The sequence below is a fragment of the Pantoea sp. y20 genome (genome assembly GCF_054903455.1).
The window spans coordinates 3,117,062-3,144,025 of sequence record NZ_CM142816.1 but is presented as its reverse complement, the minus strand read 5'-3'; the positions used below and the strand labels follow the sequence as shown (position 1 = coordinate 3,144,025).

The window sequence follows — 26,964 nt, the reverse complement described above, 5'->3', positions numbered from 1 at the left end:
AATAGTTTTATAAGAACTAAAAGCATGTTAGGAATGTTCAAACCCCAATTTTGGGTTTGTTTGCTGAGCGACAGGCAGAAAGCAATGAAATGATTTGTTCGTTGGTGCACGACAGAATGTCTTCATCCTTTACAGATGATGCGAGACAAAGATGAACACAATTGAAAACAAATCAGCCTCACTAATTCGATTTGAAAAAGCGCGAGCGGAACATACTGAACAGATGACGGCATTTAATGGTGTTGTTGCTAACATCACCCGTTGCGAAAAAGAGCGTCAGGCCGCTATCGAGGCGGGCAAGGAAGCTGAGAGTAACTGGCGCACTAATTTTCGAAAATTGCGGGGTAATCTCACTGAGGAACTTCGCGCCGAACACACTCAGCGTATAGCCAAGCGAGAACTGGCCGATGAGTTTGCGGGATTGTTGAAAGAACTGGAGCTGGATAAGCAGTATGCCGTGCTGTGCTGTTGTACCAGCGGTAAAAAATACGTTGAAGCACATCAAACTGCTTTTACTGAGTTTGCTGACTCGCATTGGGAATCGGCACTGCGAAACGTTAGCCCTTCATTGCTATGGGCGATCAAGTTGCGCATTCAGCGCGAAAAAATTGCCTCAACCTTTGTCGGAGACGATCGTGACCCGATCCGCGATATCGCTGGGCTTGTAGGGGAAGCATTGACGCGAGCTGCGGCCGCGCTGCCTGAAAGTGTTCTAAATGAAGCTCCATTACTGGAGTCTATCGGTGTCCGTCGTCCGGCTCTGACGGGTGTTGATATGGATCTTTATTCGCGTCCTTTACGCCGTCAGAAGCTGGCGGAATCAATCAGGGAGCAGCGTTTAAAACTTCAGGAGGGCGACCAGCAATGATGCACTGCCCTTACTGCAAAAGCCCGGCGCACGCTAAATCCAGCCGCTATATGTCCGAGCAGGTAAAAGAGCGTTATCACCAGTGCACGAATCTGGATTGCTCCTGCACGTTTAAGACGAATGAAAGCATCACGAAAGTCATAACCTCGCCGCCAACGCCGGAAACAGTTGAGGACGTTTCGCCGATGCCGGTTAAAGAACGGCAGACGTTAGGACGTTACGGCTCAGCATTTCGAATCACTCATTAATCCTCACAGCCGCTGATCACACAGCGGCTTTTTTATGTCCGCTATTCGCATATCGAAAGCTTTTTTCTGGCAAGCCGCTTTGTAAAGAGCCGTGCATGCGTAGGGTGCATGGATTTGCATGCAAGATCATGCGCCAACAGTATGCGCTGAGGCTATGCAGGGTGTGGCTCAGATGGCTTTATGCACCTGCATGAAAAGCGGTGCATAAAGCGGGCAGGCGAGGGGGGGATAGCATTGCGCGCTGGCCTCTTTGTGTGATTCCAGGGTGCAATTGGCTTCCTTTCATGTGTATTAGCTCAAACTTGAGCTGACAGTTTTCACTGGCAGCATACAATCAAATCTGACAGTCTGATTAGAGCGAATTGCGGACTTTAACGCTGCCACTAGAGGTCGAGCGCAGCGAGGTCCAGCGCACGAAGCACGCGATGCAGCTTGGCTTTGTTATGCATTTTTTTGTCCGTCAAAAGGTATAACCCATTGGCAGCCGGTTACCTCTCTGAAAACCGTCATAGTAAGCATTGAGTAAAACAGCTCGAACCGTTGAAGCTCGTAATATCTAAATTCATTCATACGATTTTCAAATGCGGTTTTCAGATAACCAATCCCTTCGACATCCTTCATGGCTGAATTAATCTGCTTTGAAAAGTTAACGATTAGTTTGAAGTTATCTTCCGACTCGCGCGGTTTCATGGCTTCAATCATTTCAATTAGATCAAAATTTTCAATTCTTTCTGGCTCACTACATGCCTGCGAGTATCTGCCTGCCTTTATATAGGTATTTTTGTGGTGCCCATCCAATTCTCTGGCGCGTCTAAAGTTAGTGTTATCAATAATTGAGCCCGCCCTTTTTAGGTTGACCAACTCGGCAACATCTATAACAGAAGGGGCAGCGTAAAGGACTACCGCATCGTTACCAAATTTTGCTTCTATGTGGGAGAGCAAGGCATGTTGCTGAGCGTACAGTTCATAGCGGAAATACTTCTGGTTCCATAAGTGCCATTCAGAGCCAGTTGACATCGTTATATACTGCGGGCGCTTATACTGAAATAGCAAGTTGACTTTCATGGTCGGTATGTTCTTAACCTCTCGACCAAGATAGCGCTCCATTTCATGAGCGATTGCCGTTAGGTCCACGCCTGAAAATTGTGGAGAGAGCCAGAAGGGATATCCCAGCTTTCGCCACAGAAGCCAGTTTCTAGAATGAGCAACGGAGTCCAAGCCTAAAACGCCTTCTTGCACTTGGCCAAGGGGGAAATAGATAGATGTTTTTCTATTAAGCTCATTGTTGAAGTAACTTTCGAAAGTCTTTTCTTCGAATCTCGCATCCATTCACACATTCTCTAATTTGAATAGGCATAACGCTTATTCGGCGAAAAGATCCTTATTTAAATACGGATTTTTCGCCTTTTTACATTTGATGTGTAGAACACTACATCGATTTTTTATAACTGACAATATGCTATAGGTACAGCCGGTATTTGCATTTGCTACAAATACGGGTTAATCCGTCTAATAAGTGTTGTCGATGCAAAAATATAGGCAGGAATTTTAAACGTCTACTTCTGGCTCAGAGCTGCCTGCCAGAGTAGGTTTGGCTCTGTGCCATAGTTGTGTCCCGTAAAATCTAAGCTAATAAATTTCATATTGGGCTAACTTTTGTAGGTGAAATTGCCCCACCAACTCATCATGTCTTTACGCTGTTCGAGGTATGTAGAACGGTTGTAGGCTCTCCTCACTTCGTTTTTATCGCTATGTGCAAGTGCTGACTCGATAACATCAGGATTAAAACTGGCTTCGTTAAGTGCCGTGCTCGCTATGGAACGAAGACCATGAGCAACCAACTTACCGCCATAACCTATTCGCTTTAATGCCGCATTCGCAGTTTGGCTATTCATCGGTTCTTTGGGATTGTTTCGGCTTGGGAAAACATATTGCCGGTTGGCGCTCAGAGGCCGCATAACCTCAAGAATATCGAGAGCTTGTTTCGATAAAGGAACGACATGTTCGCGCTTAGCCTTCATGCGCTCCGCTGGAATAACCCAAAGGTTTGAATCAAAATCGATCTCTGCCCATTGTGTTCCAGAAGCTTCTGACGGCCGTACAAGGGTAAGTAGTTGCCACTCGATTAAACAGCGTGTTGTGATTGAAAGATTGGACATGACTAATGAGCGCATTAGCTTTGGAAGTTCTTCCGGGCGTAACGTAGGCATATTTTGTTTCTTTGGCCTTTCAAAAGCCATACCGACACCCGAAGCAGGATTAGTGTCAATCAACCCTGTGTTGACTGCAAAAATCATGATCTCGTTGATGCGCTGCACCAACCGGCGAACTGTCTCAAGCGCGCCACGAGCTTTAATTGGCTCCAGTGCTTCAACAATTGTCCGGGCTTTAAGCGTCTGAACAGGGATCTCACCGATAGTAGGGAAGATGTCCTTTTCCAGCGATCGCCAAATATCCTTCGCGTAATCCTCGGTGACGCTTTTGCTTTTGAGCTGGAACCATCTCCCAGCAACAACTGAAAAAAGACTATCCAGTTCAATTTGCCGTTGCTCTGATACTTCCTCTTGCTGCTTCTGAGGGTCTTTCCCTTGCGCAAGCATCGAAAGATATTGGTCACGCATTTGGCGTGCTACAGCGAGCGTTAGGGCAGGGTAAGAGCCAAGGCTGAGATTTGTGCGACTGCTGCTATTTGGTCGCTGGTAGCGAAAACGCCACAGCTTTTTACCTGATGTTTTGATGAGCAGGAAAAGGCCGTCGCCATCATGCAGTGTGAAGTCTTTCTCTTGAGGTTTAGCTTTGAGGATTTCGTTATTGGTGAGGGGGCGTGTCATCCGCGCCATGACTGGTTTCCGTCCATAATTGGTACACGTTTTTGGTACACATTATAGCGTGTACCAATTCGTGTACCAATTATCTCTGGATTCAGGCGGAACGTCTCGGAAGATTACAGACACAAAAAAGCCCGCAGGGCTTGTGCCGTGCGGGCTTCTAGGACTTCTACGGATGACTCTGGAATCATCTTCGAAGGATTTTGGTGGAGCTGGCGGGAGTTGAACCCGCGTCCGAAATTACTACACCGTCGGCACTACATGCTTAGTCAGTCTTTACATTCGCCGGCCAGCTGCGGACAGACACGCCACTGACAAACTAGCCTGATTAGATTTAGTGCTTCAACCCCAGGCAAGGCATCCACACGATCTCTTTTGGGTTTGACCTCTCTTGATCCCCGTCTTAAGAGCGGAAGCTAGGGAGAGAGGGCTTCAAAGCAGGTTATTAAGCTGCTAAAGCGTAGTTTTCGTCGTTTGCGACTATTTTTTTGCGGCTTTTTACGAGGCAAACCGCCCCTCGGCATGCTCCTAAGGCTTCACAATCCCGTCGAGTCCAGAATCAGCCCCAAGAAATTTCAATACTACAGACAAGTGACGCCAAAATCCAGCGCTTAACGCTTTGAATTCTTCATAATACGCGCTTTGTCCATCTTCCATTCGCGTTCTTTCACGTCGTCACGCTTGTCGTGCTCTTTCTTACCGCGTGCCACACCGATTTTCAGTTTGGCCCAGGCATTTTTCCAGTACATCGACAGCGCAACCACGGTAAAACCTTCGCGGTTGACGCGACCGTACAGCGAATCGAGTTCGCGTTGTTTCAGCAGCAGCTTGCGGCTTCGCGTGGGATCACACACCACATGCGTCGAAGCAACCGCCAGCGGCTGGAAAGTAGAGCCGAACAGGTAAGCTTCACCATCGCGCAACAAAATGTAGCTATCGCTGATGTTAGCCTTACCGGCACGGAGTGATTTGACTTCCCATCCTTGCAACGACATACCCGCCTCGAACTCTTCTTCAATGAAGTATTCATGACGTGCGCGTTTATTGAGGGCAATAGTGGCTGAACCGGGTTTGTTAACTTTTTTCTTTGTCATAGTGCGGCGTAGTCTACATCACTCAGTTTATGGGCGCATCCCCTGTCCTGCAGGGCGGTAAAAAACACTCCATTTTAGCACAGCAAGCAAAGCCGTGAATTTTTGTTTGGTGACTGAAAATGGTATTATTCAATGGTTTTGTGATGAACAGGAACCATTATGGCCCAGATTAGTCGTTCAGCGCTGGTCCCTTATAGCGCTGAACAGATGTACCGTCTTGTGAATGACGTGGATGCTTATCCTCAGTTTCTGCCGGGCTGCACCGGCAGTCGCGTGCTGGATAACAGCGGAGATCAAATGACCGCGGCCGTTGATGTCTCGAAAGCGGGCATCAGTAAAACTTTCACTACGCGCAACACGCTGATCAGCAACCAAAGCATATTGATGCAGTTGGTTGATGGCCCGTTTCGTAAATTGACCGGCGGCTGGCATTTCACTTCATTAGGTGATGATGCCTGCAAGGTTGAGTTGAACCTCGATTTTGAGTTCACCAATATGCTGGTAGAAATGGCGTTCGGCCGCATCTTTAAAGAGCTGGCAAATAGCATGGTGCAGGCGTTCAGTCAGCGCGCAAAAGAGGTTTATCGTGCCTGATATCAGCGTGGAAGTGGTTTACGCACTGCCAGATAAGCAGTATTTGCGTGCCGTAACGCTTGAAGAAGGCGCAACCGTGGAGCAAGCGATCAAGGCTTCCGGGTTGCTGTCACTGCGTAAAGATATTGACCTGAACTCGAATAAGGTTGGGATTTATAGCCGCCCGGTAAAATTGGGTGATGCCGTCCAGGATGGTGATCGCATTGAGATCTATCGTCCGCTGATTGCCGACCCGAAAGAGTTACGGCGTCAACGCGCAGAGCGGTCAGCTGAGAAGAAATAGTCGGAATGTAAAAACGAAAAAAGGCGCTTAAGCGCCTTTTTTATTGCCGTTCACTTAGCCTTCTTTGCCTGAGAGCTTCGGCTTATTGTCGATGTTAGTCAGCGTTCCGTTGCTGTCAAAGGTCAGCGTCAGCGTTTGCTGTTTCACACCTTCATGGCCAGGTTCCTGACGGAACACGTAATACCAAACGTTGCTGCCAAACGGATCGCGCATCATCGGCGTACCGAGCGTATAGGCAACCTGCTGCTGCGTCATGCCGTTGTGAATCTTCGACACATCGTTGGCGACCAGGTAATTCCCCTGATTGATATCCGGACGATACACAACGCGCTCAAGGGTGGAACATCCAGCGGTCATCATCAACATTACTACTGCCGCGGCAGTCAGCGTTTTACAGCGCATCTATACATTCCTTTTCTGGGGCCAAACGCCTTTCAGCAGGCTATTTTTTTGCCATCAAATTCTGAACTCTGCCTGCGGCAGGCTTTATTACTCAGACGACATAACTGCCGATGATAATAAACCTTTTCGCTATTTGAAACCTCTACAGAGCAAGCATATGACCACCAGCCGGGAAAAAAGTGCGGTATCAGGCGGCTAAAAGTTCTTTAGCGTTGGCCAGCGTGTTGCGCGTCACCTCGCTGCCGCCCAGCAAACGCGCCAACTCTTGCAGACGCGCGCGTTTATCCAGCGGCTGCATATGCGTTTCTGTCATCGCACCATCGGTCTCTTTGCTGACGTAAAAGTGCTGATGACCGCAGCCGGCAACCTGCGGCAGGTGCGTGACACACATAACCTGTGTTGACTCGCCCAGCTGACGCAGCATTTGACCGACAACAGCGGCGGTTGGGCCGCTGATGCCAACATCTACTTCATCGAAGATCATTGCCGGTGTTTCCATTTTCTGTGCGGTAATCACCTGAATCGCCAGAGCGATACGCGACAGCTCACCGCCGGAAGCCACTTTGCCCAGCGGCTGGAGCGGCTGGCCTGGGTTCGTCGTAACGCGGAAATCAATGCGCGTTGCGCCATCTGCGGTGAGTTGATCGGCATTGAACTCCAGCACAATGGCAAACTGGCCGTGCGGCATTGCCAGCGTGCGCATGCTTTGCGTAATCAGCTGGCTCAATTCTTGAGCGGAATGCTCACGCAGTTGATGCAGATTTTCAGCGCTGACTAACGCGGCTTTGTGGTGAGCGACAACTTCAGACTGCAAAGTTTCCTGATCGCTCTCTTGCTGCGAAAGCAGTTCCGCTTCATCCAGTAGCTGCTGATAAAGCACCGGCAAGGTTTCAGGTGCGACATGGTGCTTACGTGCCAATGCAATCTGCCGTGACAGACGTTGCTCCAGCTCATGCAGGCGATTGGGATCGAGATCCAGACGTTCGCAGTAGTGACGCAGTTCATCGCTGGCTTCACTGAGTTGAATCGCGGCTTCCTCCAGCAGATTGAACACGCCGCTGACTTTATTATCCAGCGTCACCAGTTCGCCCAGCATGTGACGAGCGCTATAAAGAAGGCTCTGCAGGTTGGTGTCATCCCCATCGGCGAGAATTTGCAGCGCTTGCTGGCTAGTGGACAGCAACTGGCCGCTGTTCGCCAGGCGTTTATACTCTTCATCAATCTGTTCAAATTCGCCCAGCTGCGGGGCAAATTCATTGAGTTCTTTCAACTGATACTGCAGTAGCTCGCGACGGGATTCACGCTCTTGCGATAGCTGCTGATGCTGTGCCAGCGCGCGGCAACTCTGATGCCAGCGCTGATAGTGCTGGCGCATTTCAGACAGCAAATCATCGTGGGCTGCATACGCATCCAGCAGATGTTTTTGGTGATCGGATTTGAGCAGCAACTGGTGAGCATGCTGGCCGTGAATCTGAATCAGCAACTGGCCCAGTTCACGCAACTGCGACAGCGGCACCGATGTGCCGTTGATAAAGCCACGCGAACGACCATCCGCGCTAATCACACGCCGCAGCAGACACTCATTGCCTTCATCCAGCTGATTCTCCACCAGCCAGCGTTGTGCGGAAGGCGAAGCTTTGAGCTGGAAGCGGGCGCAGATATCAGCGCGGCTGGCACCCTGACGCACCATATCTGCTTCAGCGCGACCGCCCAGACACAGGCCCAACGCATCGATGGCGATAGATTTACCTGCGCCGGTTTCACCCGTGATCGCCGTCATACCACGATGAAAATCGATCTCCAGTTCACGAACGATAGCAAAGTTACTGATGGTCAGTTGTGCCAGCATAGAATCACCTGTATGTAAAAACAGATATGGTTTTACGTACAGTATATCCTGGTTTTTTATACAGTAAAGTAGTCAACGCTGATTTTCAGAACAATTTTTTAGACCAACCCAACTTTGAGCTTAATGTATTAAAATAGTTGTAATTTTTAGGATGGATAAGATTGAGATGATTGGCGCTACGGCGGATAAGGACATCTTCACCTTCCTGAATTGGCAAGGCAATCTGGCTGTCGCAACTGATCTCAAGATCGCTGCGCAGGGAAGAAAAACGCAGGCGGATGGTGCTGCTGCTGTTGATTACCAGCGGACGCGCAGAAAGCGTGTGCGGGAACATGGGCACCAGCGTAATCGCATCCAGCGACGGCGTCAGAATAGGGCCGCCCGCCGAAAGCGAATAGGCGGTGGAGCCGGTCGGCGTGGAGATAATCAAACCATCGGAACGCTGTGAAAAGGCAAACACCTCATCAATATAGACTTCGAATTCAATCATATGCGCAACTTTACCGGGATGCAGCACCACTTCATTAATGGCACTACCAATGCGCGGCGAGCACGCTTCTTTGCACACCTGCGCCTCCAGCAAGAAGCGGCTTTCGACGAAGTAATCGCCCTGCAGCACATCGTCCAGCTGCTGTTGCGCATTGTCCGGATCGAGATCGGTGAGAAAACCGAGGTTGCCACGGTTGATGCCAATCACTTTGATGTCATAGCGCGCCAGCACACGGGCAGCACCAAGCATGTTGCCATCGCCACCAACCACGACAGCTAAATCAGCGCGTTGACCAATATCCGCAAGGCTGCCGGTTTGGGCATTTTTCAAATCCAGTTCGCGCGCAATCTGCTGCTCGACAATCACCTCATAACCCTTTGCCGTTAGCCAGCGCCAGAGCATTTCATGGGTGGTTAACGCAGTAGGATGGCGCGGATGGCCGACAATCCCGATGCAGTTAAAGTGTTTGTTCATTTAGCGCGAGTTCCTTATAAGCCAAAACGGCCAGGCAATGTGATGGGTTTACTTGAAACCGTCAAACTGATCCCCATAATAAGCCAACCAGCGAGATGAATGTGCAAAACGCGGAGAAATTCATGAGTAGTAAAGAACAGAACACCCCAAACGAGCAAGTCTCAGACGAAATTCAACAGGATCAGCAGCACGTGGACGCAGAGACAACCGCTGAGGTGGATCCGCGTGATGAGCGTATCGCGCAACTGGAAGCCGAGTTAGCCGTGTCGCAAACCGGCGTGCGTGATGCACAGCTGCGTGCGCAGGCGGATATCGAAAATATTCGTCGCCGTACTGAAATGGACGTGGAAAAAGCGCATAAATTTGCGCTGGAGAAATTTGCCAACGAGCTGCTGCCCGTGATCGATAGCCTGGAGCGCGCGCTGGAAGTGGCAGACAAAGAGAACGCTGAACTGGCTTCGATGATCGAAGGTATCGAGCTGACGCTAAAGTCGCTGCTGGGCGCGGTGCGTAAGTTTGGCGTGGAAGTGGTGGGCGAAACCAATGTGCCATTCAATCCAGAGATCCATCAGGCGATGTCGATGATGGAATCAGAAGATATGGCGCCAAATCACGTGCTGATGGTGATGCAGCGCGGTTACACCCTCAATGGTCGCCTGCTGCGTCCGGCGATGGTGGCAGTGACCAAAGCCAAAGGCTAATCTGTCGCTGTAATAACAACGGCCGCTTAATGCGGCCGTTTGTTTATTAAGGCAACACCGGCATCCAGTCAATCGGTGACTGGCCCGATTGACTGAGCAGCGCATTCGCCTGCGAGAAGTGTTTACTGCCAAAAAAGCCACGATGCGCGGAGAGCGGAGAAGGGTGTGGCGCTTTCAATACATGATGACGTTGCGTATCAATGATGCTGCCTTTCTTCTGCGCATGCGAACCCCACAGCAAGAAAATTACCCCTTCGCGATGCTGATTGATGGCGCTGATGACGTTATCGGTAAAGGTTTCCCAGCCAAAGCGCGCGTGCGAATGCGCCTTACTGGCTTCCACCGTTAACACGGTGTTTAACAGCATCACGCCTTGTGTTGCCCAGCTTTCGAGAAAACCGTGCGTAGGACGCACAAAGCCAGGCATATCTTGCTCCAGCTCTTTGTACATATTCAGTAATGATGGCGGGATCGCCACGCCGGGCAGAACGGAAAAAGCCAGACCATGCGCCTGATTCGGGCCGTGATAGGGATCCTGCCCCAAAATCACCACTTTGATATCGCCCAGCTCGGTCAGCCGAAAGGCATTAAACACATCCTTCTGCGGCGGATACACCGTTACGCCGGCAGCGCGTTCATTGGCCACCGCTTTCAGCGTTTCCACGAAGTAAGGTTTCTCTTTCTCTTCAGCCAGCACGTCGTGCCAGGTCAGCTTCTCAGCCATCGTTGACTCCCTGCAAAATAGTGCGCCTAGCTTAACGTGTCGGACTCAACAGCAGAAGGATAAAAATAATTTGAATATTTACGTAAAATTTTATTTGGCGAAGTTGTTATGAATCAATTTGTTAGGTTTTCAGCGTGTAATCGTGACTGGACGAAATTGATACAGGTCAAAACGGCGCATTTCCTGCAGTGATATACCACAGCATTCCAAAACCTTATGAACCTCGCTGCCCAGTTGCGACAGCGTAAAGCCCTGGAGACCTACTATGATTACCGGTATTCAAATTACTCAGGCAAATAATTCACAGCTATTGAACTCATTCTGGCTGCTGGACGATGATAAAGCCGAAGCGCGCTGCCTGTGCGCCAAAGGGGATTTCGCAGAAGATCAGGTTGTTGCTATCAGCGATCTCGGCGAAATCGCTTACCGTGAAATTCCACTTGAGCAGAAACCGCAGGTGCGCATCGAAGGTGGTCAGCACCTGAACGTTAACGTGCTGCGCCGCGAAACGCTGGAAGATGCCGTCAATCATCCGGATAAATATCCGCAGTTGACCATTCGCGTATCTGGCTATGCCGTGCGCTTTAACGCGCTGACGCCAGAGCAGCAGCGTGACGTGATTACACGTACATTCACCGAAAGCCTGTAATTGCAGCGCTGACGAAAAGACACACAGCAATACAAGCCGCGCCAATGTTGATTGGCGCGGCTTTTTTTATCTGGCGAGTTTAAAAGAACGGTCTATAAGGCGGATGATAGCGAAAGCGCGTTTTCGCTACGCTTAAAACAAAAAAATCGCCTCAAAAGAGGCGATTAATTACAGCGAGTGCTGTTTTATTCCGCACCAGACTTTGGTGCATCGCTACCGCTTGGCTTGCGGCGTTTACCCACATTTTTGGTATCGCGATGACGTTGCTTGACGCGCGGTTTCTCTTGTTCTTTCTCTTTACGCTCTTGACGCTTCGCAAGTGCTTTTTTCGACGGTTTTCCCGTCACTTTAGCACTTGGCGCACGGCTTTCTGGACGCAGCTCATCAATCACACGCGCTTTTAACGGCTCGTTGATGTAACGGGTGATTTTACCCAGCAGCACGTGATCGTGCGCTTCAACCAGCGAGATCGCGGTACCTTTACGGCCCGCACGCGCGGTACGACCGATACGGTGCAGATAGGTATCTGCGGTGCGCGGCAAATCGTAGTTAATCACGTGCGAGATATCGTCGATGTCGATACCGCGCGCAGCAACGTCGGTGGCAATCATCACCTTCACGCGGCCATCATTCATACGCTTGATGGCTTCGTTACGGTTGACCTGCACCATTTCGCCTTCGAGATAGCTGGTGCGGATGCCCGCTTCATGAAGCCAGGTAACCAGCTCATGCAGGCGCTCACGTTTGCGCACAAACACAATGACGCGCGTGGCATCTGGCTGTTTCAACAGGTGAATCAGCAGCTTGTTCTTATGCTCTAAATTATCGGCGCGGTAATACCATTGCTGGATTTTTTTGCGTTCGCTTTTGCTTGGGTCGGCCTCAATAAACACAGGCTCGTTGAGCAAACGCTCGGCGAAGTCTTTGATGTGCTCACCTTCCAGCGTCGCCGAGAACAGCAGCGTCTGTTTGCGCCAGCGGGTTTCTGCGGCGATGGTTTCGATGTCCTGCGCAAAGCCCATATCGAGCATGCGGTCAGCTTCATCAAGAATCAGCGTTTCTACGGCGCGGCAGTCAAAGTTCTCTTCTTTGATGTACTGCAGCAAACGGCCGGTGGTCGCGACGACGATGTCCTGGTTTTCACTGAACACTTCGGCATGGTTCATATACGCCACGCCCCCGGTGATGGTGGCGATATCCAGATGCGTGTGTTTAGCCAGCTCGCGCGCGTGATCGGCAACCTGCATCGCCAGTTCGCGCGTTGGGGTGATGATCAGAATGCGTGGTGGGCCTGATTTCTTGCGCGGGAAATCGAGCAAATGCTGTAAAGCGGGCAGCAAAAACGCTGCAGTTTTCCCCGTCCCGGTTGGAGCCGAACCCAGAACGTCACGGCCTTCCAGCGCGGCAGGAATGGTCTCGGCCTGAATAACAGTAGGGCGAGTGAAGCCTTTTTCCTGCAAAGCTTGTAGCAGGCTTTCGTCGAGTTCGAGTTCGGAGAATGTGGTTACGGTCATGGTCTACCTCAGTTTGGGGCGCTGATTATAGACAGAACGAATATAATCTTCATCTGTTTGTGTAGGTATTACCGGCGCAGGTGAATTCCCATCGCCACCACGTTACACTTCCGGCAGTAAAAAATTCAATGGTAGTGAAGTATGTCTCAGGACCAGCCGCACGCGCGGCCGACGTTAAGAAAAGACGGTTTTACCTTTAAGCAATTTTTCGTGGCGCACGATCGCTGTGCGATGAAAGTCGGCACCGATGGCGTGTTAATCGGGGCCTGGGCGCCAGTAGCCGGCGCGCGTCGCGTCCTCGATATTGGCTGCGGCAGTGGCTTGATTGCGCTGATGCTGGCGCAACGTACAGCAGATTCGGTAGAGATTGATGCCGTCGAACTGGAAGCCAGCGCAGCGCAGCAGGCGCAGGAAAATATGCAGGCTTCGCCGTGGGCGGATCGCATCCACGTCCACCATCAGGATATTGTCAGCTGGAGCGAACAGTGTGAAAAACGCTTCTCGCTCATCGTCAGTAATCCACCTTTTTTCGCGCCCGGTATGGCAAGCGGCAGTGTCGCGCGCGATACCGCGCGCAGCACCGCCACGCTCGACCATCTGACGCTGCTGCGTTGTGCCGCCCAGTTGATTGAAGAAGAAGGGCTATTTTGCGTGGTGCTGCCGGCTGAAGCTGGCGAAGCATTGATTTCACTGGCGCTGGCGGATGGCTGGCATTTGCGTTATCGCTACGATGTCGCCGCCTATGCGCAGCGCCCGCCGAATCGCGTGGTGTTAGGTTTTTCGCCCTCCGCCGGCGAAACCTTGCTGGAACGTCTCGCCATTCGTGATGAAGATAAAAGCTATTCAGCCGACTGGCTCAGCCTGGTGAAAGACTTTTACCTGTTCCGCTAGCTTCGGGCTGCAGGATGGTCGGTAACGCTTCATCCAGCAGATCGGGATTGTCGAGGGTAAAGTGTAACCCTCGGCTCTCCTTGCGCTCCAGCGCACAGCGCACCATCAGTTCGGCGACCTGCACCAGATTGCGCAGCTCAAGAAGATTGTTAGAGAGGCGGAAGTGCGCGTAGTACTCGTCAATCTCCTGTTGCAGCAAATTAATGCGCCGCAGTGCGCGCTCCAGACGCTTGGTAGTACGCACAATTCCCATGTAATCCCACATGAATAATCGCAGTTCATGCCAGTTATGCTGGATTACTACGCGCTCATCGGCATCATCAACGCGGCTTTCATCCCACGCGGGCAGATGTTCTACCGCCGCGATGTCCGGCAAGCGGGCGATCATATCTTCAGCAGCAGACCAACCGTAAACCAGGCACTCGAGCAGGGAGTTGGACGCCATGCGGTTTGCGCCATGTAAGCCGGTGTAACTCACTTCGCCAATCGCATACAGTCCGTCAACATCTGTACGGCCTTGCTGATCGACCATCACGCCGCCGCAAGTGTAATGCGCGGCTGGCACAATCGGAATCGGCTGTTTAGTGAGATCGAGGCCAAAGGTCAGCAATTTTTCGTAAATCATCGGGAAGTGCGCGCGCACAAAGCTTTCCGGCTGGTGGCTAATGTCGAGATACATGCAATCGACGCCCAGCCGTTTCATCTCATGGTCAATGGCGCGCGCCACAATATCGCGCGGTGCCAGCTCGGCACGCTCATCAAAGTCAGGCATAAAGCGAGTGCCGTCAGGACGCAACAGCCAGGCACCTTCACCGCGCAGCGCTTCAGTCAGCAGGAAGTTTTGCGCTTGTGGATGGAATAAACAGGTGGGATGGAATTGATTAAATTCGAGGTTCGCTACGCGGCAACCGGCGCGCCACGCCATGGCAATGCCATCGCCAGAGGCCACGTCCGGATTGGTGGTGTACTGATAGACTTTTGCTGCGCCGCCGGTGGCTAACACCACGGCGCGCGCGCGGCAGGTTTCCACCTGTTCACGTTTACGGTTCCAGATCCACGCGCCAACTACGCGGCGCTTGCCGGGCAGGCCAAGCTTATCGGAAAGGATCAAATCCACCGCATTGGTGCGTTCAATAATGCGGATGTTAGGATGGCTCAGCGCCTGGCTTACCAGCGTGGTTTCCACCGCGCGGCCAGTGGCATCGGCGCTATGCAGAATGCGGCGATGGCTGTGCCCACCTTCGCGCGTGAGGTGGTAACGCGCTTCACCCTCAGCCTGCGGCTCTTTATCGAAGGCAACGCCGTTATCAATCAGCCACTGCACGCAGTGACGCGCGTTGCTGGCGATAAAGCTCACCGTATCGCGGTCGCACAAGCCGGCGCCCGCAACCAGCGTGTCTTCAACGTGTGATTCGATGCTGTCCGTTTCATCAAACACCGCCGCAATCCCGCCCTGCGCATACAGCGTTGAGCCCTCATTCACCTGCGCTTTACTCAGCACGGTAACCTGATAATGCGGCGCTAAGCGCAGCGCTAACGATAAACCTGCCGCACCGCTGCCGACGATGAGGACATCACACTGATATTCCGGGAGAGAAGTCATGATGTTTAATTTACTAAACAAAAGGTGGCTTGAGCATAAGCCGTGATGGGGGTGCTGTGAAGTATTTTGAACCAACTGCGCGGAAAAATTATTCAGCGGGTAGAGATAGTAGCGTGAATTCAGTGAGTTAACTCTGAAATTAGGCACAATGTGTTTTTTATATCAAACACTCTGAAAATTCAGGGAATAAAGGTGAAAATGACGGCGTCATAAGGTACTCTGCCAGCGATTATCGGTGCCGCAAAAGACACCACCAGCGTGGCAAGTCGCTACACTGAAAGACAATCAACAACAATGATGTCGTGGTTCCGATACGGAAAATTCTGGTCGTAGTGAACTTCGGGCCAAAGGGCCACTCTAAGCGCATGCTTGCTCAGAATAATGAGATGTGCTGGCAGTTCACTTACGCATAAAAAAGTTTTGGGGAGATATTACCTCGGATGAGCGAGCAGTTAACGGATCAGGTTCTCGTTGAGCGGGTTCAGAAGGGAGATCAAAAGTCCTTTAATTTACTGGTGATTCGATACCAGCATAAAGTGGCGAGCCTGGTTTCACGCTATGTTCCGTCAGGCGATGTGCCTGATGTGGTTCAGGAATCTTTTATTAAAGCGTATCGCGCACTGGAATCGTTCCGTGGCGACAGCGCCTTTTATACATGGCTGTACCGCATTGCGGTAAACACAGCGAAAAATTATCTGGTTGCTCAGGGGCGACGTCCTCCATCCAGTGATGTGGATGCTATCGATGCGGAAAATTTCGAAAGTGCGGGTGCACTGAAAGAAATTTCGAACCCTGAGAACTTAATGTTGTCTGAAGAACTGAAACAAATCGTCTTTCGTACCATTGAGGCGCTTCCCGAAGATCTTCGTATGGCCATTACCCTCAGGGAATTGGATGGTCTGAGTTACGAAGAGATTGCCGTCATCATGGATTGTCCGGTCGGTACCGTACGTTCGCGTATCTTCCGTGCACGAGAGGCTATTGATAATAAAGTTCAACCGCTTATCCAACGTCAGTGATAACGGCTACTGGAAGGGTACCAAGGCATGCAGAAAGAAAAACTTTCCGCTTTAATGGATGGTGAAACTTTAGATAACGAGCTGTTGGCATCGTTGTCGAAGGATGCGGATCTTCAGCACAGCTGGGAAAGCTACCATCTCATTCGCGACACCTTACGCGGTGATATCGGAGAAGTGCTGCATTTTGATATCTCCGCACGTGTGGCGGCGGCCATCGAAAACGAGCCGGCACGCAAAGTCACTTCGCTGATCCCTGAAGCGCAGCCTGAACCAGCACGCTACGAGAAGATGCCGTTCTGGCGTCGTGGTGGCAGTTGGGCGGCACAGCTGACGCAAGTTGGTGTGGCTGCGTGCGTCTCACTGGCGGTGATTGTCGGTGTTCAGCACTACAACAGCTCTCCAACCGGCAGCGCGACTGAAGCGTCCGATTCACCGGCATTCAACACCTTGCCGATGATGGGTAAAGCGTCTCCGGTCAGCTTAGGCGTGCCTTCTGAAGCCTTCGACACCAACAGCTCTAATCAGCAGGTGCAGGAACAGCGTCGCCGCGTGAATGCCATGCTGCAGGATTATGAACTGCAACGTCGTCTGCATGCCGATCAGGTTCAGTTTGAGAAAAACGATCCGCAACAGGCTCAGGCTAATGTTCCCGGAAATCAGTCGTTAGGAACTCAGCAGCAGTAATGAAGCAGCTTTGGTGTGCCGTTAGCCTGCTGGCAGGCAGCCTGTTTTGCTCATCTATCGCCTCGGCGCAGACCTCTGCGTCCGGGGCGTTGTTGCAACAGATGGAGCAGGCAAGCCAGAACCTCAACTACGAATTTGCCTACATCAATGTCTCGCGTCTCGGCATTGAATCTCTGCGTTATCGTCACGCGGTTATCGACAATCGTATCTTCGCCCAACTGTTGCAGATGGACGGGCCGCGCCGTGAAGTGATTCAGCGCGGGAACGACATCAGCTATTTCGAGCCGGGATTAGATCCCTTCTCGCTGCCGGGCAATCACATCATCGATGCTTTACCTGGTTTGATGTTCGCCGACTTCTCCCGTTTGGGTGAGGCCTACGATTTCATTCCGGTGGGCCGTTCGCGCATGGCCGATCAGATGTGCGAAGTGGTGCGCATCGTGTCACGTGATGGCACGCGTTACAGCTATGTCGTGTGGCTGGATGTGGACACTAAATTGCCGCTGCGTATCGATCTGCTTGATCGGGACGGTGAAACGCTGGAACAGTTCCGCGTCATCAGCTTTGCCGTCGATGAAGGCGTACGCAATCTGATGCAAGGGCTGGAGAAGGCCAACTTGCCGCCATCGCTGTCGTTACCGGCCGGTGACAAAGTGGAACTCAGCTGGCAGCCAAACTGGCTTCCGGCGGGCATGAAACTGATCTCGCAAAGTCGCCGCGATATCCCGTCGATGAACAAAACTGTCGAATCGCGCCTGTACAGCGATGGCCTGTTTAGCTTCGCCATCAACGTTACGCCAGCAGATAAAAGCAGCAGCGTGCAGGCATTGCGCACTGGACGTCGCACGGTGCAGACAGAAGTGCGCAATAATAACGAAATCACGGTGGTGGGCGAGTTACCGCCAGCCACTGCCAAACGTATTGCGGACAGCATAGATTCGGGTTCACCAAAATGATGAAAGAATGGGCCACCGTGGTGGCGTGGAAAGAAGGCATTGCCACTCTGCACACGGAAGCGAAAACGTCTTGTAACAGCTGCTCGGCGCGTAAAGGCTGCGGCAGCCATGCGCTTAATCAGCTGGGGCCGAAAAATGCCCACGTGATGACTATCGCCAGCGCGGAGCCGTTGCAACCCGGCCAGCGCATTGAGTTAGGCATCCGCGAAAGCAGCCTGCTGGGCTCTGCCTTGCTGGTTTACATGACGCCGCTGTTTGGCCTGTTTTTAGTGGCTGGCATCTTCCAGATGCTGTTCGCCAGCGATCTGGCTGCGGCCTGTGGCGCGCTGTTGGGCGGCATTGGCGGCTTTATCGTGGCGAAAGGGGTATCCAAACTCTTCGGCGATCGCGAGGCTTTCCAGCCGGTGATTCTCAGCGTTGCGTTACCGCCTGATGCGTTGCGCGTGGAAAGCGAAGCTTGATCCCCGTCCAGGCCGCGTTTGATGCGGCCTTTCCCAATCAGCTTAACCGCTGAAATCTGTTGCGATTCCCCACAGTTCCATTCTTTAACGCGCGGCGTTAACAGTGTAATATGCGTCGTCATTAATGAGGCCGACAGGGTTCCGGGTTAAGCTCACTTTCCTGAATGTGTTCGTGCTCAAGTTTCCCACTGATTTTCTACGTGAAGATATTCATATAAATGAAGCACATACGAAATTTCTCCATCATCGCTCACATTGACCACGGCAAATCAACGCTCTCTGACCGTTTGATTCAAATTTGTGGTGGCCTGAGCGATCGTGAGATGGCGGCGCAGGTTCTGGATTCCATGGATCTGGAACGCGAGCGCGGCATTACCATCAAAGCGCAGAGCGTGACGCTCGATTACAAAGCGCAGGACGGTGAAACTTACCAGCTCAATTTTATCGATACTCCCGGTCACGTTGACTTCTCGTATGAAGTTTCCCGCTCGCTGGCGGCGTGTGAAGGAGCATTGCTGGTGGTCGATGCAGGGCAGGGCGTTGAAGCTCAGACGCTGGCAAACTGCTACACCGCAATGGAAATGGATCTGGAAGTGGTACCGGTACTGAACAAAATCGACCTGCCTGCCGCCGATCCAGAACGTGTAGCGGAAGAGATTGAAGATATCGTCGGCATTGACGCGACCGATGCGGTGCGTTGCTCGGCGAAAACCGGCGTGGGCGTACCCGACGTGCTGGAACGTCTGGTGCGTGACATCCCGCCGCCAGAAGGCGATCCGGAAGGCCCGCTGCAGGCGCTGATCATCGATTCCTGGTTCGATAACTACCTTGGCGTGGTATCGCTGATTCGTATTAAGAACGGCACGCTGCGTAAAGGTGACAAAGTTAAAGTCATGAGCTCCGGTCAAAGCTACAACGCTGACCGTCTCGGCATCTTCACGCCGAAGCGTGTTGATCGCAACGAGCTGAACTGCGGTGAAGTAGGCTGGCTGGTGTGTGCGATTAAAGACATCCTCGGCGCACCGGTGGGCGATACGCTAACCTTGCAGCGCAATCCGGCGGAGAAAGTGTTGCCTGGCTTCAAGAAAGTGAAGCCACAGGTTTACGCCGGTCTGTTCCCAATCAGTTCTGACGACTATGAAGCGTTCCGTGATGCGCTGGGCAAATTGAGCCTGAACGATGCGTCACTGTTCTACGAGCCAGAGAGCTCAACGGCGCTGGGCTTCGGTTTCCGCATCGGCTTCCTTGGTCTGCTGCACATGGAGATCATTCAGGAACGTCTGGAGCGTGAATACGATCTGGATCTGATCACCACTGCACCAACCGTAGTGTATGAAGTGGAAACCACCGACGGTGAAACTATCTATGTTGATAGCCCGTCGAAGCTGCCACCGCTGAATAATATTGCCGAGCTGCGTGAGCCGATTGCTGAGTGTCACATGCTGCTGCCGCAGGAGTTCCTCGGCAACGTCATTACGCTGTGTATTGAAAAACGTGGCGTGCAAACCAACATGGTTTACCACGGCAAGCAGGTTGCGCTGACGTATGAGATCCCGATGGCGGAAGTGGTTCTTGACTTCTTCGACCGTCTGAAATCAACCTCGCGCGGTTATGCTTCGCTGGATTACAACTTCAAACGTTTCCAGACCTCTGACATGGTGCGTGTCGACGTGATGATTAACTCAGAACGTGTTGATGCGCTGGCGCTGATTACTCACCGTGATAACTCACAATATCGTGGCCGCGACCTGGTGGAGAAGATGAAAGATCTGATCCCACGTCAGCAGTTCGATATTGCGATTCAGGCGGCAATCGGCAACCACATTATCGCTCGCTCAACGGTAAAACAGCTGCGTAAAAACGTCCTGGCGAAATGCTATGGCGGTGACGTGAGCCGTAAGAAGAAACTGTTGCAGAAGCAGAAAGACGGTAAGAAGCGAATGAAGCAGGTCGGCAACGTTGAGCTGCCGCAGGAAGCATTCCTTGCCATTCTGCATGTCGGTAAAGACAGCAAATAAGGATTTTTAATGGCTAACATGTTCGCCCTGGTTTTAGTGATCGCAACGCTGATCACTGGCGTTATCTGGTGTATCGATCGCTTTAAATGGGCACCGGCGCGTCGTGCGAAGCAGGCTGCCGCGCAAGCGCAGGCCGGCAACGCACTCGACAGTAAAACGCTGGCGAAAGTAGCCGCGCAGCCGGGTTGGGTTGAAACCACCGCATCGGTGTTCCCGGTGCTGGCGGTGGTGTTGATCGTGCGTTCGTTTATTTTTGAGCCGTTCCAGATTCCCTCGGGCTCAATGATGCCAACGCTGCTTATTGGTGACTTCATCCTCGTGGAGAAGTTTGCTTACGGTATTAAAGATCCGATTACCCAAACCACACTGATCCCAACTGGCCATCCGCAGCGCGGTGATGTCGCGGTATTCAAATACCCGAAAGATCCCAGCGTGGACTACATCAAGCGCGTGATTGGCTTGCCGGGCGATAAAGTGGTGTTTGATCCTTACAGCAAAACCCTGACCATCAATCCGGGTTGCAGCAGCGGCAGTTGCGACACGGCGCTGCCAGTGACTTACACTAACGTTGAGCCAAGCAACTTCATTCAAACCTTCAGCGGCTTTGATGGCAATGAAACCGGCAACGGCTTCTTCCAGGCGCCGCAGGGCGAAACCATGAAGGGCGGCCTGCGTCTCGGCACCCGCAAAGAGACATTGGGCAACGTAACGCACGATATCTTGCTGGTAAACGAAGCGCAAAGTCAGGCAAGCATGTATTATCAGCAGCCGGGCCAGCCGCAATCGACCTGGATTGTGCCGCAAGGGCAATATTTCATGATGGGTGATAACCGCGATAACAGCGCCGACAGCCGCTACTGGGGCTTTGTGCCCGAGAAGAATCTGGTCGGCAAAGCGGTGGCCATCTGGATGAGCTTCGAGAAACAAGAAGGACAGTGGCCGACCGGCGTGCGCTTTAGCCGCATTGGTGGGATTCACTAATTAGCTTCAAAAAAGGTTGGCCTCTCTTTCGGGAGGCCAGTGCACACGAAACAGACCAGGTTGGAACCTCAGCCCTGTTTCGTATGCAGTGATAGGCGCACAGAACAACTGGAATAGCATGAACCCCATCGTCATTAACAAGCTGCAGCGCAAACTGGGCTACACTTTTACTCATCCGGATTTATTGCAGCAGGCACTGACGCATCGTAGCGCCAGTAGCAAACACAATGAACGTCTTGAATTTCTTGGCGATTCTATTCTCAGCTACGTGATTGCCAATGCGCTCTATCACCGCTTCCCGCGTGTGGATGAAGGCGACATGAGCCGTATGCGTGCCACGCTGGTGCGCGGCAATACGCTGGCGGAGATGGCGCGAGAGTTCGACCTTGGCGAATGTTTACGCCTCGGTCCGGGCGAGCTGAAAAGCGGCGGTTTCCGTCGTGAATCGATCCTCGCGGATACCGTTGAAGCCTTAATTGGCGGCATCTTCCTCGATAGCAGCATTCAAACCGTCGAAAAGTTAATTCTCGACTGGTATCACTCACGACTGGAACAGATCAGTCCGGGCGATAAGCAAAAAGATCCGAAAACGCGCCTGCAGGAGTATTTGCAGGGACGTCATCTGCCGCTGCCGTCGTATTTGGTGGTGCAGGTGCGTGGCGAAGCCCACGATCAGGAATTCACCATTCACTGTCAGGTGAGTGGCATGGCAGAACCGGTGGTGGGCATTGGCTCCAGCCGCCGTAAAGCCGAGCAAGCAGCCGCCGAACAGGCGTTAATTAAGCTTGGCCTCGAATAAATAGTCACATTGCAGCGTCGAAAGCGGCGCTGCCCAAGTCAGGACTCGAATGAGCGAACTCGAAACATATAGCGGCTTTGTCGCGATTGTAGGCCGACCAAACGTCGGTAAATCCACTTTGCTGAACCAGTTGCTGGGGCAGAAAGTGTCGATCACGTCGCGCAAGCCGCAAACCACGCGTCACCGTATTATGGGCATCCACACCGAAGGCGCTTATCAGGCGATCTACGTGGATACGCCAGGGCTGCACATGGAAGAGAAACGGGCGATCAACCGCCTGATGAACCGTGCCGCCAGCAGCTCCATTGGTGACGTTGAGCTGGTGATCTTTGTGGTTGAAGGCACGCGCTGGACACCAGACGACGAGATGGTGCTCAACAAGCTGCGTGATAACAAAGTTCCGGTGGTATTGGCGATCAATAAAGTCGACAACATCCAGGACAAGAGCATTCTGTTACCGCATCTGCAGTTCCTTAGCCAGCAGATGAACTTCCTTGAAATCGTCCCTATCTCAGCGGAAAGCGGCAAAAATGTCGACGCGATTGCGGCGATTGCGCGCAAATGCCTGCCAAAATCTGAGCATCATTTCCCGGAAGATTATGTCACCGACCGCTCGCAGCGCTTTATGGCGTCTGAGATCATCCGTGAAAAGTTAATGCGCTTCCTGGGTGCAGAACTGCCTTACTCCGTTACCGTAGAAATTGAGCAGTTTGTTTCGAACGATCGCGGCGGCTACGACATCAATGGCCTGATCCTTGTTGAGCGCGAAGGCCAGAAGAAAATGGTCATCGGTAATAAAGGCGCCAAGATCAAAACCATCGGCATTGAATCGCGTAAAGACATGGAAGAGATGTTTGAAGCGAAAGTGCATCTCGAACTGTGGGTTAAAGTGAAATCGGGCTGGGCGGACGATGAACGTGCGCTGCGCAGCTTAGGTTACTCTGACGAAGGTTAAGTAATGGAAGGCTGGCAACGCGCCTTTGTGCTGCATAGTCGCCCTTACAGCGAAACCAGCCTACTCCTCGATCTGTTCAGCGAAAGCGAAGGGCGCGTCCGCGTCCTTGCCAAAGGCGCCCGCTCGCGCCGCTCCCAATTAAAAGGTGCACTGCAACCCTTTACGCCACTGCTGGTACGCTGGGGCGGACGCGGTGACGTCAAAACGCTGCGCAATGCCGAAGCCGTTTCGCTGGCATTGCCGCTCAGCGGCATTACGCTCTATTGCGGGCTCTACGTCAACGAGCTGCTGTCGCGCGTGCTGGAGCAGCAAATTCCCTTCTCTGATATGTTCTTTGATTACCTGAATTGCATCCAAACGCTGGCGGCAGGCAACGGCTCGCCTGAACCGGCACTGCGCCGCTTTGAGCTGGCGCTGCTCGGGCATCTCGGTTACGGCGTGGATTTTCTGCACTGTGCCGGCAGCGGCGAAGAGGTGGCTGATGGCATGACCTACAGCTACCGGGAAGAGAAGGGTTTTATCGCCAGTTTGGTGGTCAATCAACGCAGCTTTACCGGCCGCCAGCTGCGTGCGTTGTGGGAGCGCGAATTCCCGGATGCTGATACGCTGCGCGCCGCTAAACGCTTTACGCGTATGGCGCTCAAACCCTATCTTGGCGGCAAGCCGCTGAAGAGTCAGGAACTGTTTCGCCAGTTTGTGCCAAAAAAGAAACCCGATGTGGCAAACGACTAGCGCTGGTCGTACCGCCTGATATATTCAGCGCGGTACACTGCAAACACACTGAACACATTTAAGGATTGTCATGGCTGAGTTGCTGTTAGGCGTCAACATTGACCACATTGCCACCGTACGTAACGCACGTGGTACAAACTATCCCGATCCGGTGCAGGCCGCGTTTGTTGCTGAGCAGGCCGGCGCTGACGGCATTACCGTGCATCTGCGTGAAGATCGCCGTCACATCACCGATCGCGATGTACGCATTTTGCGTGACACCATCCAGACGCGCATGAATCTGGAGATGGCGGTAACGGACGAGATGATCGACATTGCCTGCGAAATCAAGCCGCACTTCGTTTGTCTGGTGCCGGAAAAGCGTCAGGAAGTGACCACCGAAGGCGGGCTGGATGTGGCGGGTCAGCAGGATAAAATCAATGCGGCGGTGCGCCTGTTAAGCGACGCCGGCATTCTGGTGTCACTGTTTATCGATGCCGATCACCGCCAGATTGAAGCGGCGGTTGCCAGTGGCGCGCCTTATATCGAAATTCACACCGGTGCCTATGCCGAAGCGCCCGAAGGTCTCGCGCGCCAGGCTGAGCTGTCGCGCATCCGCAAAGCCGCGACTTTCGCCGCCAGCCTCGGCCTGAAAGTGAATGCCGGCCACGGTTTGACTTACCACAACGTGCAGCCGATTGCTGAATTGCCGGAGATGCATGAGCTGAATATCGGCCATGCGATTATAGGCCGCGCGCTGTTCAGCGGTTTGGCCGATGCGGTCAGCGAAATGAAGCTGCTGATGCGGGAAGCGCGTCGCTAATGGCGATTCTCGGACTCGGCAGCGATATCGTAGAGATCGAGCGCATTGCTGGCGTCATTGAGCGCTCCGGCGACCGTCTGGCGCGTCGCGTATTAAGCGAAGCCGAGTGGCAGCAATATCAGGCGCACCAGCAACCGGTGCGCTTTCTGGCTAAGCGTTTTGCGGTGAAAGAGGCGGCAGCGAAAGCGTTTGGCACCGGCATTCGCGGTGGCCTGGCCTTCAATCAGTTCGAAGTGTACAACGATGCGCTGGGCAAACCGGGATTACGTTTCTTTGAGCAGGCCAGGGTGATTGCCAGCCAGCTCGGCGTGAAGCATGTGCATGTGACGTTAGCAGATGAACGCCATTACGCCTGCGCAACGGTGATTATCGAGAACTAAGGGTGTGCAACACCACAAACTTCTCCCACAGCGCCTCGCGGCTTTCCGGGTGCTGTGGATCGGTAATGATGGTGTTATCAATCGGACAGACGCTTTGGCAGGTCGGCATATCATAATGGCCCACGCACTCGGTGCAGCGGTCGACATCAATTTCATAGATCGCGTCACCTAAGCTGATTGCCTGGTTTGGGCATTCAGGTTCGCACATATCGCAATTGATGCATTTAGTGGTGATGAGCAAGGCCATAGCAGAAGTCCAATAACAGCAGAAAAGGCGCGGCTATTATACGCGCCTGATCTCATCAGACCAGCTTTTTCACCAACGCTTCGCTGTGGCGAATGTGGCTGGAGGCGCGTTCAGGATCGTTTTGTACCAGCGCCATAAACAGCAGATCGGTCAACGCCAGCTGCGCGCTGGTCGACGAGATCGCCGCACTGCGCGTGCTCTGCTCTTCCGCCACGGTGTAGAGGCAAACCGTGGCGCACTGCTGCAGAGCATTCGGCGTAAAGCCGGTAAAGGCCAGCACATCGGCACCGACCTGCGCCGCTTCCTGCGCCGCCAGATTGATTTCGCGACGTTCGCCAGTATAGGAAATCGCCAGCAGCACATCGCCCGGCGCCATCGCTTGCACGCTGGCGAGCAAAGCGTGCATATCCTGCTCCGCCACCGCATTGATGCCGATCTTCATCAGCTTCCACGAAAAATCTTTCGCCACTAAACCGGACGCGCCGATGCCAACCAGCAAAATCCGATTGGCATTTTTCAGCAGCTGCAAGGTTTGCAGCAGCTTCTCTTCGCTATTGATGTCCAGCGTGGCGCGGATCGCCGAGATCTTTTCGGTCAGCAGCTTTTCGCCGACCACTTTCAGCGGATCGTCGCTGAGAATATGGTTATGCACGGTAATCGCATCGCGATCGGCCATCGATTCGCTCAGCGCCAGCTTCAGCGCTGGAAACCCTTTGTAGCCCAGCTTCTGGGCAAACTTCACCACGCTGGACTGGCTAACGCCCGATTCCTCAGCGAGTTTTTGTGAACTGAGATGCCGTGCACGATCCGGCTGCGACAGCAAAAAATCCGCCAGCCGGCGCTCATTTAGCGCCAGTCGAGGGTAGAGCTGACGAATGCGCAGCAATGAACTCATGGTTCGATCCTTAATTCCTTTATCCGCAAACAGCGCGTAAACGCGAAGAATAAACTATTCAAATGGCATTGTAGTCACTGGAATTAAAAATAGCAGCTTTCGCCCTGAACGCCGAAGCTGGCTACACTGTAGTGCAGAAACCACGAAGGATAGAGAAGGAGTGCTGTTTGACAAAGGGTACACAACGACGCGTGGTGTTTTTCGATCTCGATGGCACGCTGCATCAGCAAGACATGTTTGGCACCTTTATGCGCTATCTGCTGCGACGTCAGCCGATCAATCTGCTGCTGGTGGTGCCGCTGTTACCGGTGATTGGTCTTGGCATGCTGATCAAAGGCCGCGCCGCACGCTGGCCAATGAGTTTGTTACTGTGGGCGATTACCTTTGGCCACAGCGAAAAACGTCTGCGCCAGCGTGAGGCGGAATTCGCTGAGTGGTTCCGCCAGCGTGTTACTGCGTTTCCGGTGGTGCAGCAGCGGCTCACCGACTATCTCAGCAGCAGCGATGCCGATGTCTGGCTGATTACCGGTTCGCCGCAGTCGCTGGTGGAGCAAGTCTATTTCGACTCGGCCTTCCTGCCGCGCGTACAGCTGATTGCCAGCCAGATGAAACCGGGCCGCGGCGGACGTTTGCTGTCGATGCGCTGCCTCGGCCATGAAAAGGTGGCACAGCTGGAGGAGAAAATCGGCACGCCGCTGCAACTGTATAGCGGCTATAGCGACAGCAAACAGGACAACCCGCTGCTGTTCTTCTGTCAGCACCGCTGGCGCGTCACGCCGCGCGGTGAGCTGCAACAGCTGGAATAACGCTTCGATTCCGGCAG

At 52.8% G+C, this 26,964-nt stretch carries 30 protein-coding genes and 1 other RNA gene; 19 read left to right on the top strand and 12 right to left on the bottom strand.

Going from position 1 to position 26,964, the window contains the following annotated elements:
• Window positions 1-151: 151 nt before the first annotated feature.
• Together ACYAC5_RS14665 and ACYAC5_RS14660 are read left to right on the top strand one after the other, a co-directional pair.
• Window positions 152-868, top strand: a complete 717-nt coding sequence (locus ACYAC5_RS14665; protein WP_462061949.1) for a hypothetical protein — start codon at window positions 152-154, stop codon at window positions 866-868.
• Window positions 865-1,116: an ogr/Delta-like zinc finger family protein gene (locus ACYAC5_RS14660; protein ID WP_462061948.1), complete on the top strand. Its 252-nt coding sequence runs from the start codon at window positions 865-867 to the stop codon at window positions 1,114-1,116. Before ACYAC5_RS14665 ends, ACYAC5_RS14660 begins: the two co-directional genes overlap by 4 nt.
• Window positions 1,117-1,557: 441 nt before the next feature.
• On the opposite strand, the gene ACYAC5_RS14655 is transcribed toward ACYAC5_RS14660, so the two are convergent.
• The 4 genes from ACYAC5_RS14655 to smpB all read right to left on the bottom strand — a co-directional run bounded on the left by ACYAC5_RS14655 (window position 1,558) and on the right by smpB (window position 5,038).
• Window positions 1,558-2,445, bottom strand: coding sequence for a hypothetical protein (locus ACYAC5_RS14655; RefSeq protein ID WP_462061947.1), 888 nt, complete (start codon window positions 2,443-2,445; stop codon window positions 1,558-1,560).
• A 320-nt stretch (window positions 2,446-2,765) separates the two neighbouring features.
• Window positions 2,766-3,956: an integrase domain-containing protein gene (locus ACYAC5_RS14650; RefSeq protein ID WP_462061946.1), complete on the bottom strand. Its 1,191-nt coding sequence runs from the start codon at window positions 3,954-3,956 to the stop codon at window positions 2,766-2,768.
• Window positions 3,957-4,148: 192 nt separating this feature from the next.
• Window positions 4,149-4,511, bottom strand: a transfer-messenger RNA (tmRNA) gene (gene ssrA, locus ACYAC5_RS14645).
• A gap of 44 nt (window positions 4,512-4,555) precedes the next feature.
• A complete protein-coding gene (smpB, locus tag ACYAC5_RS14640) occupies window positions 4,556-5,038 on the bottom strand; it encodes an SsrA-binding protein SmpB (RefSeq protein WP_007886141.1) in 483 nt (160 codons plus the stop codon).
• A gap of 159 nt (window positions 5,039-5,197) precedes the next feature.
• Between smpB and ACYAC5_RS14635 the strand changes: the two genes are divergently transcribed.
• The gene (locus tag ACYAC5_RS14635; RefSeq protein WP_008101549.1) at window positions 5,198-5,632 is read left to right on the top strand and encodes a type II toxin-antitoxin system RatA family toxin; all 435 of its coding nucleotides are present in this window, start codon (window positions 5,198-5,200) and stop codon (window positions 5,630-5,632) included.
• The gene (locus tag ACYAC5_RS14630; protein ID WP_137386307.1) at window positions 5,625-5,915 is read left to right on the top strand and encodes an RnfH family protein; all 291 of its coding nucleotides are present in this window, start codon (window positions 5,625-5,627) and stop codon (window positions 5,913-5,915) included. Before ACYAC5_RS14635 ends, ACYAC5_RS14630 begins: the two co-directional genes overlap by 8 nt.
• Window positions 5,916-5,969: 54 nt before the next feature.
• Here ACYAC5_RS14630 and bamE read toward each other — a convergent pair whose 3' ends face one another.
• From bamE to nadK, 3 genes are all read right to left on the bottom strand, one after another.
• Window positions 5,970-6,317 carry an outer membrane protein assembly factor BamE gene (bamE, locus tag ACYAC5_RS14625; RefSeq protein ID WP_101763449.1) on the bottom strand — a complete coding sequence of 116 codons (348 nt, stop codon included), beginning with the start codon at window positions 6,315-6,317 and terminating at the stop codon, window positions 5,970-5,972.
• A gap of 187 nt (window positions 6,318-6,504) precedes the next feature.
• Window positions 6,505-8,166, bottom strand: coding sequence for a DNA repair protein RecN (recN, locus tag ACYAC5_RS14620; RefSeq protein ID WP_137386306.1), 1,662 nt, complete (start codon window positions 8,164-8,166; stop codon window positions 6,505-6,507).
• A gap of 85 nt (window positions 8,167-8,251) precedes the next feature.
• The gene (nadK, locus tag ACYAC5_RS14615) at window positions 8,252-9,130 is read right to left on the bottom strand and encodes an NAD(+) kinase (protein WP_061718023.1); all 879 of its coding nucleotides are present in this window, start codon (window positions 9,128-9,130) and stop codon (window positions 8,252-8,254) included.
• 122 nt (window positions 9,131-9,252) lie between these two features.
• Between nadK and grpE the strand changes: the two genes are divergently transcribed.
• Complete coding sequence (gene grpE, locus ACYAC5_RS14610; protein ID WP_192411374.1) at window positions 9,253-9,831, top strand: nucleotide exchange factor GrpE; 579 nt, start codon at window positions 9,253-9,255, stop codon at window positions 9,829-9,831.
• Window positions 9,832-9,877: 46 nt separating this feature from the next.
• Here the strand turns inward: grpE and ung are convergent, their stop codons facing one another.
• Window positions 9,878-10,555 carry a uracil-DNA glycosylase gene (ung, locus tag ACYAC5_RS14605; RefSeq protein ID WP_008101537.1) on the bottom strand — a complete coding sequence of 226 codons (678 nt, stop codon included), beginning with the start codon at window positions 10,553-10,555 and terminating at the stop codon, window positions 9,878-9,880.
• 265 nt (window positions 10,556-10,820) lie between these two features.
• Here ung and grcA point away from each other — a divergent pair, with 265 nt between their 5' ends.
• Window positions 10,821-11,204 (top strand): autonomous glycyl radical cofactor GrcA, encoded by a 384-nt coding sequence (grcA, locus tag ACYAC5_RS14600; protein WP_192411376.1) that lies wholly within the window; start codon window positions 10,821-10,823, stop codon window positions 11,202-11,204.
• A gap of 185 nt (window positions 11,205-11,389) precedes the next feature.
• On the opposite strand, the gene srmB is transcribed toward grcA, so the two are convergent.
• A complete protein-coding gene (gene srmB, locus ACYAC5_RS14595) occupies window positions 11,390-12,718 on the bottom strand; it encodes an ATP-dependent RNA helicase SrmB (RefSeq protein WP_137386305.1) in 1,329 nt (442 codons plus the stop codon).
• A 141-nt stretch (window positions 12,719-12,859) separates the two neighbouring features.
• Here srmB and trmN point away from each other — a divergent pair, with 141 nt between their 5' ends.
• Window positions 12,860-13,609, top strand: coding sequence for a tRNA(1)(Val) (adenine(37)-N(6))-methyltransferase TrmN (trmN, locus tag ACYAC5_RS14590; protein ID WP_350260998.1), 750 nt, complete (start codon window positions 12,860-12,862; stop codon window positions 13,607-13,609).
• Here trmN and nadB read toward each other — a convergent pair.
• Complete coding sequence (gene nadB / locus ACYAC5_RS14585) at window positions 13,575-15,212, bottom strand: L-aspartate oxidase (protein ID WP_101763455.1); 1,638 nt, start codon at window positions 15,210-15,212, stop codon at window positions 13,575-13,577. The genes trmN and nadB overlap by 35 nt on opposite strands.
• Before the next feature lie 440 nt (window positions 15,213-15,652).
• On the opposite strand from nadB, the gene rpoE reads away from it, so the two are divergent.
• From rpoE to acpS, 11 genes are all read left to right on the top strand, one after another.
• Window positions 15,653-16,231, top strand: coding sequence for an RNA polymerase sigma factor RpoE (gene rpoE / locus ACYAC5_RS14580; protein ID WP_007886161.1), 579 nt, complete (start codon window positions 15,653-15,655; stop codon window positions 16,229-16,231).
• Window positions 16,232-16,258: 27 nt separating this feature from the next.
• Entirely contained in the window at window positions 16,259-16,915 is a 657-nt protein-coding gene (gene rseA / locus ACYAC5_RS14575; RefSeq protein WP_192411378.1) for an anti-sigma-E factor RseA, read from the top strand.
• Entirely contained in the window at window positions 16,915-17,871 is a 957-nt protein-coding gene (gene rseB / locus ACYAC5_RS14570) for a sigma-E factor regulatory protein RseB (protein WP_110868278.1), read from the top strand. Before rseA ends, rseB begins: the two co-directional genes overlap by 1 nt.
• Entirely contained in the window at window positions 17,868-18,332 is a 465-nt protein-coding gene (gene rseC, locus ACYAC5_RS14565; protein WP_061718009.1) for a SoxR-reducing system protein RseC, read from the top strand. Before rseB ends, rseC begins: the two co-directional genes overlap by 4 nt.
• 218 nt (window positions 18,333-18,550) lie before the next feature.
• Entirely contained in the window at window positions 18,551-20,350 is a 1,800-nt protein-coding gene (gene lepA / locus ACYAC5_RS14560; protein WP_101763458.1) for a translation elongation factor 4, read from the top strand.
• Between the two features lie 9 nt (window positions 20,351-20,359).
• Entirely contained in the window at window positions 20,360-21,331 is a 972-nt protein-coding gene (gene lepB / locus ACYAC5_RS14555; RefSeq protein WP_101763459.1) for a signal peptidase I, read from the top strand.
• A 118-nt stretch (window positions 21,332-21,449) separates the two neighbouring features.
• A complete protein-coding gene (gene rnc / locus ACYAC5_RS14550; protein WP_036620136.1) occupies window positions 21,450-22,130 on the top strand; it encodes a ribonuclease III in 681 nt (226 codons plus the stop codon).
• Between the two features lie 49 nt (window positions 22,131-22,179).
• Window positions 22,180-23,085 carry a GTPase Era gene (gene era / locus ACYAC5_RS14545; protein WP_008101512.1) on the top strand — a complete coding sequence of 302 codons (906 nt, stop codon included), beginning with the start codon at window positions 22,180-22,182 and terminating at the stop codon, window positions 23,083-23,085.
• A 3-nt stretch (window positions 23,086-23,088) separates the two neighbouring features.
• On the top strand, window positions 23,089-23,817 hold the full coding sequence (gene recO / locus ACYAC5_RS14540) for a DNA repair protein RecO (RefSeq protein WP_008101510.1): 729 nt from the start codon (window positions 23,089-23,091) through the stop codon (window positions 23,815-23,817).
• A gap of 70 nt (window positions 23,818-23,887) precedes the next feature.
• Window positions 23,888-24,619, top strand: a complete 732-nt coding sequence (gene pdxJ, locus ACYAC5_RS14535) for a pyridoxine 5'-phosphate synthase (protein WP_210081456.1) — start codon at window positions 23,888-23,890, stop codon at window positions 24,617-24,619.
• Window positions 24,619-24,999, top strand: coding sequence for a holo-ACP synthase (gene acpS, locus ACYAC5_RS14530; RefSeq protein WP_101763460.1), 381 nt, complete (start codon window positions 24,619-24,621; stop codon window positions 24,997-24,999). Before pdxJ ends, acpS begins: the two co-directional genes overlap by 1 nt.
• Here the strand turns inward: acpS and ACYAC5_RS14525 are convergent.
• Window positions 24,986-25,246, bottom strand: a complete 261-nt coding sequence (locus ACYAC5_RS14525; protein ID WP_312464131.1) for a YfhL family 4Fe-4S dicluster ferredoxin — start codon at window positions 25,244-25,246, stop codon at window positions 24,986-24,988. The two genes, acpS and ACYAC5_RS14525, sit on opposite strands and share 14 nt — an antisense overlap.
• A gap of 55 nt (window positions 25,247-25,301) precedes the next feature.
• Complete coding sequence (locus tag ACYAC5_RS14520; RefSeq protein WP_101763462.1) at window positions 25,302-26,141, bottom strand: MurR/RpiR family transcriptional regulator; 840 nt, start codon at window positions 26,139-26,141, stop codon at window positions 25,302-25,304.
• Window positions 26,142-26,308: 167 nt separating this feature from the next.
• Between ACYAC5_RS14520 and yfhb the strand changes: the two genes are divergently transcribed.
• Window positions 26,309-26,947 carry a phosphatidylglycerophosphatase C gene (gene yfhb / locus ACYAC5_RS14515; RefSeq protein ID WP_192232985.1) on the top strand — a complete coding sequence of 213 codons (639 nt, stop codon included), beginning with the start codon at window positions 26,309-26,311 and terminating at the stop codon, window positions 26,945-26,947.
• Window positions 26,948-26,964 lie beyond the last annotated feature (17 nt).